At 62.8% G+C, this 12,190-nt stretch carries 10 protein-coding genes; 4 read left to right on the forward strand and 6 right to left on the reverse strand.

From position 1 onward, the window contains the following. Nucleotides 1-3: 3 nt before the first annotated feature. The 5 genes from allB to AB8B02_RS26495 form a co-directional block, all read right to left on the reverse strand. On the reverse strand, nucleotides 4-1,431 hold the full coding sequence (allB, locus tag AB8B02_RS26475; protein WP_439065591.1) for an allantoinase AllB: 1,428 nt from the start codon (nucleotides 1,429-1,431) through the stop codon (nucleotides 4-6). A gap of 14 nt (nucleotides 1,432-1,445) precedes the next feature. Then, nucleotides 1,446-2,240: an SDR family NAD(P)-dependent oxidoreductase gene (locus AB8B02_RS26480; RefSeq protein WP_439065592.1), complete on the reverse strand. Its 795-nt coding sequence runs from the start codon at nucleotides 2,238-2,240 to the stop codon at nucleotides 1,446-1,448. 189 nt (nucleotides 2,241-2,429) lie between these two features. After that, nucleotides 2,430-3,479: an ABC transporter substrate-binding protein gene (locus AB8B02_RS26485; RefSeq protein WP_439065593.1), complete on the reverse strand. Its 1,050-nt coding sequence runs from the start codon at nucleotides 3,477-3,479 to the stop codon at nucleotides 2,430-2,432. A 208-nt stretch (nucleotides 3,480-3,687) separates the two neighbouring features. Further along, nucleotides 3,688-5,145: an amidohydrolase family protein gene (locus AB8B02_RS26490; protein ID WP_439065594.1), complete on the reverse strand. Its 1,458-nt coding sequence runs from the start codon at nucleotides 5,143-5,145 to the stop codon at nucleotides 3,688-3,690. Further along, nucleotides 5,145-6,197 (reverse strand): ABC transporter substrate-binding protein, encoded by a 1,053-nt coding sequence (locus AB8B02_RS26495; RefSeq protein ID WP_439060411.1) that lies wholly within the window; start codon nucleotides 6,195-6,197, stop codon nucleotides 5,145-5,147. The genes AB8B02_RS26490 and AB8B02_RS26495 overlap by 1 nt, the downstream gene beginning before the upstream one ends. Before the next feature lie 166 nt (nucleotides 6,198-6,363). On the opposite strand from AB8B02_RS26495, the gene AB8B02_RS26500 reads away from it, so the two are divergent. Together AB8B02_RS26500 and AB8B02_RS26505 are read left to right on the forward strand one after the other, a co-directional pair. Beyond that, nucleotides 6,364-7,272, forward strand: a complete 909-nt coding sequence (locus AB8B02_RS26500; protein WP_175369547.1) for a LysR family transcriptional regulator — start codon at nucleotides 6,364-6,366, stop codon at nucleotides 7,270-7,272. An 89-nt stretch (nucleotides 7,273-7,361) separates the two neighbouring features. Next, a complete protein-coding gene (locus AB8B02_RS26505) occupies nucleotides 7,362-8,987 on the forward strand; it encodes an ABC-F family ATP-binding cassette domain-containing protein (RefSeq protein ID WP_439065595.1) in 1,626 nt (541 codons plus the stop codon). A gap of 67 nt (nucleotides 8,988-9,054) precedes the next feature. On the opposite strand, the gene AB8B02_RS26510 is transcribed toward AB8B02_RS26505, so the two are convergent. Next, nucleotides 9,055-9,531: an Lrp/AsnC family transcriptional regulator gene (locus AB8B02_RS26510; RefSeq protein ID WP_068737711.1), complete on the reverse strand. Its 477-nt coding sequence runs from the start codon at nucleotides 9,529-9,531 to the stop codon at nucleotides 9,055-9,057. 153 nt (nucleotides 9,532-9,684) lie between these two features. Between AB8B02_RS26510 and alr the strand changes: the two genes are divergently transcribed. Together alr and AB8B02_RS26520 are read left to right on the forward strand one after the other, a co-directional pair. Further along, nucleotides 9,685-10,848, forward strand: a complete 1,164-nt coding sequence (alr, locus tag AB8B02_RS26515; protein ID WP_439065596.1) for an alanine racemase — start codon at nucleotides 9,685-9,687, stop codon at nucleotides 10,846-10,848. After that, nucleotides 10,845-12,098, forward strand: coding sequence for a D-amino acid dehydrogenase (locus AB8B02_RS26520; RefSeq protein WP_439065597.1), 1,254 nt, complete (start codon nucleotides 10,845-10,847; stop codon nucleotides 12,096-12,098). The genes alr and AB8B02_RS26520 overlap by 4 nt, the downstream gene beginning before the upstream one ends. The last annotated feature ends 92 nt before the right edge of the window (nucleotides 12,099-12,190 follow it).

Below are 12,190 nucleotides of genomic sequence, written 5' to 3' on the forward strand. Positions count from 1 at the left end.
GGGTCAGGCTTTCTGCACGGAGGTGATCGCGGCCATGGTCGAGTCGGTGTTGGCCGGCATCGCCGGCGGCATCTGCTGGATCGCATGCACCGATTGCCCGGTGCCGCGGGCTTCCTCTTGCAAGATCCGGTCCTTCATCACGAAGCGGCCGCGCACGATGGTATGGATCGGCAGTGCCGAGGCCTTGCGGCCATGCCACGGCGAAATCTTCGCGCGCGACTGGATCATCGCGTCGTCGACGGTCCATTCGCGCTTGAGGTCGACGATGGCGATATCGGCATCGGACCCCACCGTCAGCGTACCCTTGCGTGGATACAGGCCCCAGATTTTGGCGGGGCTCTCGGCGCTCCAGCGCACGTAGTCGTTGATGGTGGCGCGGCCCTTGTTGATCTCGGTCAGCATCAGCGGCATCTGGGTCTCGACGCCGGGAAAGCCGCAGTCGACCGTCCAGATGTCCCGCCGGGTCTTCTCGTCCGGTGCATGTGGCGCATGGTCGGTGGCGATCATGTCGATCGTGCCATCCATCAGCGCGTTCCACAGCGGCTGCTGGTTGGGCTTCTCGCGCACCGGCGGATTGACGCGCACGACGCCGCCGAATTTTTCGTAATCGGTCTCCGACAGCAGCAGATACTGCGGGCAGGTCTCGCCGGTAATGTCGACGCCCCGCGCCTTGGCTTCGGCCAGCGGCTGCAATTCGGCAGCGGAGGAAATGTGCAGCACGTGGATGCGCGCACCGGTCCATTCGGCGAGGATCGCCGCGCGAGCGACGGCCTCGACGGCGACGACGGCGGGCCGTGCTGCCAGATGCGCGATCGGCTCGATGCGTCCGCTGGCACGCAGCCGCGCTTCGCGGCGCTCCATGATGGAATTGGTCTCGGCATGCAGCGAGATGCGCTTGCCGGTCGGGGCCACCACTTCGAAGGCTTCGAGCATCGCGCCGGTGGTCGGCGAGGGGATGCGGCCGAAAGTGTTGCCCATATAGAGCTTGAAGCCGATCACGCCGCCATCGATCAGCGCGTCGACATGTTCGATGCTGTCTTCGCCCAGCACCGCATAGAGCCCGTAGTCGACATAGGCTTTTGAGGAGGCGATCCTGTGCTTGTCGGCCAGTGCTTCCGCATTGTTGATGGTGGGCAGCGTGTTGGGCATGTCGAACACGGTGGTGACACCGCCAAAGGCCGCCGCGGCAGTGCCGCTGGCAAAGTCTTCCTTCTGCGGATAGCCGGGATCGCGGAAATGCACGTGCACGTCGATGGCGCCGGGCAGAATATGAAGGCCCGTGGCGTCGAGTATCTGCGTCGCCGGCGGCATCGCCTCCGGCGCGCCGATAGCGTGGATCACGCCGTCTTTGATGGCGATGCTGGCTTTGTAGCTTGCATCGGGCGATACGATGGTGCCGCCATTGATGACCAGATCGACCTTGTCGCTCATGTTAGCCCCCTCGCTCACAGCATGGCCCAACCGCCATCGACCGGCAGGTCGACGCCGGTAATCTGGCGCGAGACGTCGCTGGCCAGAAACAGACAGGCATTGGCGACGTCGGCATCGACGGTGACGCGGCGCAGCGCGTAGTCCATGGCGTGACGCTCGGCGGCTTCCTGTTCGGTGATGCCGAGCTTCAGCGCCATGTCGCGGCAGACCTTGTCGCGAAAGCGCGGGCCATCGACCATGCCAGGCGCCACGCAATTGACGTTGATGTTGTGCGGGCCGACCTCGAGCGCGAAGCTCTTGGTGATGCCGCGCAGACCCCATTTCGAGGCCGAGTAGGCCATCCGGCCGGCGCGGCCGCGCATGCCGAAGGTGCCGCCAACATTGACGATCTTGCCGTAGCGCTGATCGATCATGGTCGGCAACGCCGCGCGCATGGAGTGGAAGCAACCGTTCATGTTGAGCGTGACGATCTCGTCGAACTCCTCCGGCGTGGTCTGCACCCCCGTTTTGCCGATCGGGCCGGAGCCGCCGGCGACATTGACAAGAATGTCGATGCGCCCGCCGAACGCCGCCTTGGTTTTCTCCGCCGCGGCCTCGCATTGCTCGGACTTCGTGAGATCGCAGGGAATGACGATCACCTCGCCGCCCTTGGCTTTCACCTCGGCGGCAACCGGCTCAATCGCCGAGGTATCGCGGCCCAGCAGCGCCAGTTTGCAGCCTTGTTCGGCAAAGGCGAGGGTGATGGAGGCGCCCATACCCTTGGCGGGGCCGGTGATCATGGCGACGCGGTTTTCGAGGGAGAGTTTCATGGTGTTATCTTTCTTGGGTCGTTTGCTCTGGCCCCTCCACGTCATTGCAAGGAGCGAAGGCGACGCGGCAATCCAGAAGCCACGAGCGGAAGAAGACTGGATTGTTTCGCCCAACGAATTGGCTTCGCCAATTCGCCAGGGCTCGCAATGACGGTTGAGAGGCGATGATGCTGAGGGGCCGGTTCGTCGTTACATCGCGGCCTTGATGGCCGTTGGGCGATCGGCCAGCGGCGGCATGAAGCTGCGGTCGAATACGTCGCCGACCTTCGGCGTGCGTGGCAGCTCCTTGGCGCTGACGAGGATATCGATCGCCTTGCTCATGCGTGCGTCGTTGATGTCGCCATGGCCGATCTTTGAAATTTCCGGCGAAGTCATTTCGTCGGACAGCGTGGCTTCCAGGCGCGCGCGTTCGATCTCCGGCTTGATCAGCGGTTCGCGCTTCTGCACGGCCTCGATGGCGGCTTTCGGATCGGCCATGGCATCCTTGACGCCACGGTTGAGCGCCTTGAGGAAGCCTTTCACGGCGTCGGGGTTTTCCTTGGCAAACTTGCGCGAGACGATGATGGCGTTGGAATACAGATCCATGCCGTAGTCGCCGAACTTGATGAAGCGAATCTCTTTTTTAGGATCGATGCCGATCAGCCTGGCGCTGAAGCGGATGGTGGTGATGTAGCCGAACACGCCGTCGACCTGATCCTTCATCAGCATCTGTTCGCGCAGGTTCGGCTGCATGTTGGTAACCTCGACCTTGGTGCAGTCGATCTTGGTCGCCGCGCAGAGCGCCGGGAATAGCTTCAGCGCGCCGTCATTGGCCGCACCGCCCAGCTTTCGTCCGACGAAATCAGCGGGGGTCTTGATTGGGCTGTCGGCTTTCACGGCCACGGTGAAAGGCGGGCGGTTGTACATCTGGTAGACGCCGATCGGCGCTTCGTCCGGCTTCCTGGCGGCAAGTTCGATCAGCGCATTGATGTCGCCGAACCCCATGTCATAGGCCCCGTTGGCAACCTGCGGCACCGCCGCACCAGAGCCGTTACCCTGGTCGAAACTGACATCGAGGCCTTCCGCTTTGAAGTAGCCGCGATCCTGCGCCAGGAAGAACATGCCTTGCGGACCTTCATACTTCCAGTTCAGGACCATCTTGATCCTGGTGTCGGCCTGCGCGGCGACAAACGATCCGGCCGTCACGATCAGTGTCAGGGCAAGCGTCTGCAATCCACGAAATGCATGGCGTCCGGTCATCGGTGTGTTCCTGTTGAGAAGAGTGACACGATCGGCCGGTGGGGTGTTTCTGCCTGCGGCCGCCCTCAGGAGCAAAGTTAAACCCATCCGAGTGAACTTATCTGCTGCTATCTTTTTGCTTAAGCGGTGCAAAAAAGGCCTCACTTGGAGCTGTCCAGATAACGCGTTGTTCGGGCCGGCGCTTGCAGAACCGTGAGGCGGAGGTGCGTCAGCAGCATCCGCAAAAGCTTGCGGCAATCACGCCGTCGAGCGCAGCGAGGGCCCCAGCCAGGTTCTGGCCAGAGGGCATGCCGGCGCGCATCTGCGCCAGAATCTCCTGCCGCGCGGCCGTGAAGTCGATCCCGGTGACATGCCCATCGCGCACGATCGTGTGGCCTGCGACGATCACCTCCCGGATATGGCGCGCGGTTGCCCGCGAGAACAGCAGATTGATCGGGTCGAGATCGCTGCGCAGCGCGTCGTCGTTGAGGGCGTTCCAGTCCAGCAGCAGCATGTCCGCATCGGCGCAGTCCCGCAGGCCGCCGTCGCTGGCGATATTGGTGACGGCGAAACGGCCGTTGCTTACGCTCTCATGCAGCGCCCGGTGGCGGGTCACGACTTGATCGAAACCGCTGCCGGCATGGAGCAGATGTGACAATCGGAGCTCGCGCAGTGCATCGTTGTCGTCGTCGAATGCTTTGCCGTCGATGCCGAGGGCGATCCGGCATCCGGCGGTCCACATCCGGGTCATGGGAGCCAGACCCGAATGCAGATGCAGGTTGGAGCTGGTATTGACCGAAATGACGACGCCCCGTTCGGCCAGGAGTTCGAGTTCATCGGGCCGGGCCCAGACGCAATGTGCCAGCGTCAGCCGCGGGGACAGCAGACCGATCTCGTCCAGCATGCGGACTACGCCGCCAGGATAATTGGCGTCGCACCACTGGCGTTGATACTTGGTCTCGAGCAGATGCATGTGGACACGGCGGCCGGTGCGTGCCGAGGCGTCGGCGGTCACCTGCAACAGCGCGTCGCTGCACCACTGCACGCCATTGGGACCATATTGCACATCGAATGTCGGGCCATCGGCGGCGGAGACAATCTCGTCCACTAGCGTCATGTAATCGCGCGGTGACAGCGGCGGACGCGTGAAGCGCTGCGCGATCTCCGCCCGAACGTCCGGCGGCAGCGCTGCTAGCACAGGTTCCGAGGGACCGTAGACCAAAGGATTGCGATCTCTCATTGCCACGGCGAGGCCGGTGCGCACGCCGACATCGCGTGCCGCGCGCGATACCTCGGCCAGTTCGGTCGGCAGATCAGTGAAGCCCTGCACGCGGGTGTAATGGTTCATGACGATACCGGCACCGCCCAGCGCGCTGCTGGCGAACGCGACGCAGGCCGCTACATAGGGATCGACCGCAGGAAACAATGCAAGATAGTGGATCCAGGACTCCAGCGGCTTGGCGTCGGCGCCGATGGAGCTGGTGCGGACCGCGCGGCCGTGGTCGTGGGCATTGACCAAAGCGGGCAGCGCCATGATCGGCTCTGCTGCTTCAGTTGTCCGCGCGATCGACTGGATCTTGCCGTCGTGCAGCGCGATCACCTGCGCGCCGGGCATCGGCCCGTCCGGGCCAAGCACATGAGCGCAGGTGATGCGACGCGGCGCGCCGGTGGAGCGAGCCGTTGTCATTACGGCGCGATGGTCGGGGGCATCCGGTCGGGCTTGGCCGGCAGGAACGTATCGTTGAACACGTCGTCGGGCTTCGGTGTTCGCGGCAGTTCGAACGAGGTGACGATGGTGGAGATCGCTGAAGTCAGGCGCTTCTGATCGAGCTCGCCGAGGCCCAGATCCCCGACCTCTGGCGTGTTGATGAAGTTGTTGTAAACGTAGGTCAGGCGCCGCTTCTCGATATCCTTCTTGATCAGCGGTTCCTCGGTGGCGAGCAGGTCGATGGCGGCGTCCGGTGCCTGGACGGTTTCCTTGATCGAGCGGTTAATGGCGCGCAGCAGACCTTTCACCGCCTCCGGATGTTCCTTCAGCAGCTTCTGCGACACCATTACGCCGTTGGAATAGAGGTCGAGGCCGGCGTCAGAATAAAAATTCCAGCGGAAGTCCTTGTCGGGATCGACCTTGAGCGACACCAGGTTGAGATAGCTGGTGGCCGCGAACACCGCGATTGAATCCACTTGGCCCTGCAGCAGCATTTGTTCCTGCAAGGCCGGCGAAACCTGCAAAATGCTGATCTTGCTGTAATCGATGCCGTTCTGCTTGGCGAGCAGCGGCAGTAATTTCAGCGACGCACTGCCGGAAGGCGAGGCAAGCTTGGATCCCTCGAGATTCTTGAGAGTTTTGATCGGTCCATCCGCCTTGCTGAGCAGCGCGAACGGCGTCTTGTTATAGATCATGTAGACCATCACCGGTGCATCGTCCGGCTTGGTGGCGGCGTTCTGAATGATGGCGTTGATATCGCCGAAGCCGGCATCATAAGCGCCCGACATGATCCGCGTAACGGTCGCCGCCGAGCCTTCGCCCTGATCGATCGTCACGTCGAGATTTTCATCTTTGAAGTACCCTTTGGCCTTCGCCCAGTAGTACCACGCATGCAGACCCTGGATTTTCCAGTCGAGGGTAAACTTGATCTTGGTTGGCCCGGCAGCCTGGGCAAGAGTGAAGGTTCCTGCGGCTACGCCCAAGGCTAATACGAGCGTCAGTAATCCACGAAGTGCCCGGCGTTCGGTCATCGATGCTTTCCTGTTGCGAAACGTGACATGATTGGTCGGTGGGCGACGTCGCTCTCGCGACTATCTTCCTGTGTGAATCAGGATAGGCCTATTCGAGTGGTCACATCTGCTGCTATCTTTTCCAGTGACCGGTGTGAAAAAGGCATCACTTGAGAAGCGAGGGGCAATGAGGCATCTGAGGTTGCTGACCCATGTGGTCGAAGTGGCCCGCACCGGCTCGATCCGCCGCGCCGCGGAACTGCTCAACTTGACGCCTTCCGCGATGAACCGGCGCATTCAGGACCTCGAAGCCGAAATCGGCACGCCTTTGTTCGAGCGCCGGCCGCGGGGCGTGAAGCTGACCACCGCCGGCGAGATGTTCGTGCGCTACGCGCGCAGCCAGATTGCCGATGCCGAGCGGATGAGATCGCAGGTCGAGGATCTCAGAGGTCTGCGGCGCGGTCCGATCCAGATCGCCTGCAGCCAGGCGCTGGCGCTGGATTTTCTGGCGCTGCGCGTCGCTGCGTTCCAGAAGAAGCATCCGAAAGTGGTGTTCGACCTCAAGGTGATGGATCACGAGCGCGCGCTGGCCGCGCTGGCGGCTTACGACGTCGATCTCGCTCTGGTGCATCGTCCGGCGATGTGGCCGTCACTGCGCGTCATCGCCAGCCTTCCCCAGCGTCTTGTGGTGATCACCCGCTCGGATCATCCGCTGGCAGCCAAGAAGATGCTGCGCCTCTCCGATTGTGTCGATTATCCCGCAGCCCTGCCAGATCGGACTTTGAGCGGCCGCCAGATTCTCGATGAGGTCACGACCCGGCGCGATCTGCGCCTCAACATGCTCGCGGAATCAAACTCCTTCGAGATGCTGCGCGGGCTGGTGTTCCGCTGCAACATGATCTCGTTCCAGATCGAGATCGGAGCCCCCACCGGGAACCTCGGCATGGGGCTGGTCGGCCGCCCGATCGATACCCGCGATGTGCCCACCGCCGATCTAGTGCTGTGCCAGCTGCGCGGTCGCACACTACCGGTAGCCGCGGCGACTTTCGCGGAAATCCTGATGAAGAGCCTGAGCGAGATGCGGGCAGGCACTTAGCTCTTTTGCGGTGCAAAATATCCTTCCTTGGGCGGGCCGGATGCCTTATTGGCAGGCCTCAATCCCTGTCTCGTGAGCCCGTAGTTCCCATGATCCGCCTCGACAATATCAGCAAGCAGAACGGTCATCAGATCGTCTTCATCGAAGCCGCCGGCGCGCTGCTGAAGGGTGAGAAGATCGGTCTGGTTGGGCCCAACGGTTCCGGCAAGACGACCCTGTTCCGCATGGTCACCGGCCGCGAACTGCCCGACGAGGGGCAAGTGGTGGTCGAGCGCGGCGTCACCATCGGCTATTTCAGCCAGGATGTCGGCGAAATGGCGGGCCATAGCGCCGTTGCCGAGGTGATGGAGGGCGCCGGCCCCGTCAGCGTGGTCGCGACCGAACTGAAGGAACTGGAAACGGCCATGGCCGATCCGGACCAGGCCGACAATATGGACACAATCATCGAGCGCTACGGTGAGGTCCAGGCCCGCTTCGAGGAACTCGACGGTTATGCGCTGGAAGGCCGCGCCCGCGAAGTACTCGCCGGTCTCTCATTCACGCAGGAAATGATGGACGGCGATGTCGGCAAACTGTCTGGCGGCTGGAAGATGCGCGTCGCGCTGGCACGCATTCTGTTGATGCGCCCCGACGTGATGCTGCTCGACGAACCCTCGAACCATCTCGACCTCGAAAGCCTGATCTGGCTCGAAGGGTTCCTGAAGGGCTACGAGGGCGCGCTACTCATGACCTCGCATGACCGCGAATTCATGAACCGCATCGTCACCAAGATCATGGAGATCGATGCGGGCTCGCTGACGTCCTATTCCGGCGATTACGAATTCTACGAAGCGCAGCGCGCCATGAGCGAGAAGCAGCAGCAGGCGCAATTCGAGCGCCAGCAGGCGATGCTGGCCAAGGAAATCAAGTTCATCGAACGCTTCAAGGCCCGCGCCTCGCATGCCGCGCAGGTGCAGAGCCGCGTCAAGAAGCTCGACAAGATCGAGCGCGTCGAGCCGCCGAAGCGCCGCGAGGTCGTGTCATTCGACTTCCTGCCGGCGCCGCGTTCGGGCGAAGACGTCGTCAGCCTGAAGAACATCCACAAGGCCTATGGCAGCCGTACCATCTATGAAGGGCTGGACTTCTCGGTGCGTCGTAAAGAACGCTGGGCGGTGATGGGTATCAACGGCGCCGGCAAGTCGACACTGTTGAAGCTCGTGACCGGCGCGGCCGAGCCGGACAACGGCAACGTCACCATCGGCGGCAGCGTCAAGCTCGGTTACTTCGCGCAGCACGCGATGGATCTGCTGGATGGCGAGCGCACGATCTTCCAGAATCTCGAAGACTCATTCCCGCAGGCCGGGCAGGGTACGCTGCGTGCGCTCGCCGGCTGCTTCGGCTTCTCCGGTGACGATGTCGAGAAGCGCTGCCGCGTGTTGTCAGGCGGCGAGAAGGCGCGTCTGGTGATGGCCAAGATGCTGTTCGATCCGCCGAATTTCCTGGTGCTCGACGAGCCGACCAACCATCTGGACATGGCCACCAAGGAAATGCTGATCAAGGCGCTCGGCGATTACGAAGGCACCATGCTGTTCGTGTCGCATGACCGCCACTTCCTCGCGGCGCTGTCGAACCGCGTGCTCGAACTGACCCCGGACGGCATCCAGCAATATGGCGGCGGCTATACTGAATATGTCGAACGTACCGGCCAGGAAGCGCCGGGTTTGCATCCGAATTAAGCGCGCCTGTTTCCTACGCCCCGCCCGGCGAAGCGAAGCTTCGCTAGGCGGGAGAGGTTAAGCAAGTTCAGCCCGTCAGCGCGGACACCGAGACGCCGCGCTTCACCACGCTGCGCATCGCGAAGCTTGAATGCAGCCGCGCCACGCCGGGCATCCGCGAGAGGTGCTGCTTGTGGATGCGCTCATAGTCTTCCATGTCGCGCGCCTGCACATGGACGAGATAGTCGTCATTGCCCGACATCAGGTAGCACGACACGACATCCGGGCATTTGGCGATCTCGCGCTCGAAGGCGGACAGCGCATCCTCGCTCTGCTTGTCGAGCGTGATGTGGACGTGGACCGTCATCATGTAGCCGAGCTCGGATGCGTCGATCTCGGCGGCATAGCCTTTGATCACGCCCTTCTTTTCCAGGGCCGTGAGACGCCGGGTACAGGCGGTGGGTGACAGGCCGACTTTCTCTGCCAGTGCCATCTGGCTGATCCGGGCATCCCGGACAACCTCGCGAAGGATCTTCCGGTCGGTCGAATCGAGGTCGCTTGCCATGGTTCTCGCCAAAGTTTTGCAGGATTTCTCTACAGGGACGTAAATTTACGCCGATAATCACCGTTTATGACCGTAGCAGCGGCCGGAATCGCCGTAAAGCGCCATGCGGAAGGTGAGATACTGCCGTTGCGATCATTCGTAGCGGGGGATGTGATGCTGGCACCTTGGACAGGCGGAACGGGCACGCGGCATGCGAGCGCGGTGCTGACCATCGATCTCGAAGCCATCTCACGCAATTACCGGCTATTGGCCGAGCGGGTCGGCCCCGGCGTCACCTGCGCCGGCGTAGTGAAGGCCGACGCCTATGGCCTCGGCGCTGATCGTGTCGCGCCGGCACTCTATCGGGCCGGCTGCCGCACCTTCTTCGTGGCGCATCTCGACGAAGGGCTGGATCTCCAGACCCATCTGGCCCGCGACGTTACGATCTACGTGCTCAACGGTCTGCCCTCGGGCAGCGAGCGTGACTGCGCGGAAGCCGGCATCATTCCGGTGCTCAATTCGCGCGAACAGCTTGAGGCCTGGTCGGATCAGGCGCGGCAACGCGGCCGGATTCTGCCCGCGGTCGTTCAGGTCGATAGCGGCATGTCGCGACTGGGCATGTCGCCGCGTGAGGTCGCCGAACTCTCGGGCAAGGACACCTCAGTTCTCGATATCCAGATGGTGATGAGCCATCTCGCTTGTGCCGACATGCCGGAGCATCCGGCCAATGCGCACCAGCTCGCCGCGTTTCAGGCGCTCGCGAAACGCTTCCCTGCTGCGCGACAATCTCTGGCCAATTCGTCCGGCATTTTCCTTGGGCGCAACTATCATCATGACCTCGTCCGCCCCGGCGCCGCGCTCTACGGGCTCAATCCCCATCCCGCGCAAAGCAATCCGATGCTGCCAGTGGTTCGGCTCACCGCGCAGGTGCTCCAGATGCGCGAGGTCGCAGCCGATGCCCATGTCGGCTATGGCTGGACTTTCCGGGCGACGAAGCCGACGCGGTTGGCGACATTGGCCATTGGTTACGCCGACGGATTGCAGCGCGCCTTCGGCAATGGCGGCGCTGTCTATTTCCGCGGGCGGAGGCTGGCGGTTGCCGGGCGCGTCTCGATGGACTCGCTGACCGTCGATCTCGGCGATCTGCCGCCCGGCATGTTGGCACGGGGCTCGCAAGTGGAGATCATCGGTGGGCATCAGTCGCTCGATGCGCTGGCCGCAACCGCGGGCACGATTGGCTACGAAATGCTGACCTCGCTGGGTCAGCGCTATGAGAGAATTTACTCGGATGAGATCGATGTGCGGTGGACCGCCCGGTCTGGAGGCACGGTGCGATGAAGGTTCTGGTTCTTGGCGCGGGCGTGATCGGTGTCACCACGTCCTATTATCTGGCCAAGGCAGGCCACGAGGTGACGGTGATCGACCGTCAGCCCGGCGCCGCACTGGAGACCTCGTTCGGTAATGCCGGCGAAGTCTCGCCCGGCTACGCCTCGCCCTGGGCCGGCCCCGGTGTGCCGAAGAAGGCGCTCGGCTGGATCATGGACAAATACGGTCCGCTGGTGGTGCGGCCACAGGCCGATCCGCATCAGTGGCGCTGGATGTTGCGGATGCTGCGCAACTGCACGAGCGCGCGCTATGCGCTGAACAAGTCGCGTATGGTGGGAATCGCCGAATACAGCCGCGATTGCCTGCGTGCGCTGCGCGCGGAGACCGGCATCACCTATGACGATCGCAGCCAGGGCACGCTGCAACTGTTCCGCAAGCAGTCGCAGCTCGATGCGACCGGCGGCGATATCGACGTACTCAAGCAATATGCCGTGCCCTATGAGGTGCTCGATCGTGCCGGCTGCGTGAAGTATGAACCGGGCCTCGCCGGCGTGCAGGATCTGTTCGTCGGCGGTTTGCGTCTGCCCGAGGACGAGACCGGTGACTGCCATCTGTTCACGCAGCGGCTGGAAAAGATCGCGGCCGGGCTCGGCGTGAAATTCGTTTATGAGACCACGATCAAGTCGGTGGATGTCGCCGGCGGCCGCGTCGCACAGGTCACGACCGACAAGGGCGTCTTCACCGCAGATAGTTACGTGATGGCGCTTGGCAGCTTCTCGCCGCTGCTATTGCGACCGCTCGGTATCGATGCGCCGGTCTATCCGGTAAAGGGTTATTCGCTCACTGTGCCGATCACCGATGAGAGCGTTGCGCCGCAGTCGACGATCATGGACGAAAGCTACAAAGTGGCCATCACGCGCCTTGGTGACCGCATCCGCGTCGGCGGTACCGCCGAAGTCGGTAATTATCACCCGGTGCCGACTGCGCCGCGCAGGATGCCGCTCGACAAGTCGGTGACCGACCTGTTTCCGACCGCCGGCGATCTCTCACGCTCGACCTTCTGGAGCGGCCTGCGCCCGATGACACCGGATGGTCCGCCCATCGTCGGCCCGACGCATCTGGGTAATCTGCATCTCAATACGGGCCATGGCACGCTCGGCTGGACCATGGCTTGCGGCACCGCCCGCGTGCTGTCCGACCAGATCTCCGGCAAGGCACCGGAGCTGGACGTGAAGGATCTGGCGATCAGCCGTTATAACTGAAGCAACGCTCTTTCTTAACCTCTCCCCGCATTGCGGGGAGAGGTCGCCGCGTCTTCGCGGCGGGTGAGGGGCCGTTTCGGACGAAGCCTCCA

The organism is Tardiphaga sp. 862_B3_N4_1 (assembly GCF_051811085.1).
Taxonomy (GTDB): Bacteria; Pseudomonadota; Alphaproteobacteria; order Rhizobiales; family Xanthobacteraceae; genus Tardiphaga; species Tardiphaga robiniae.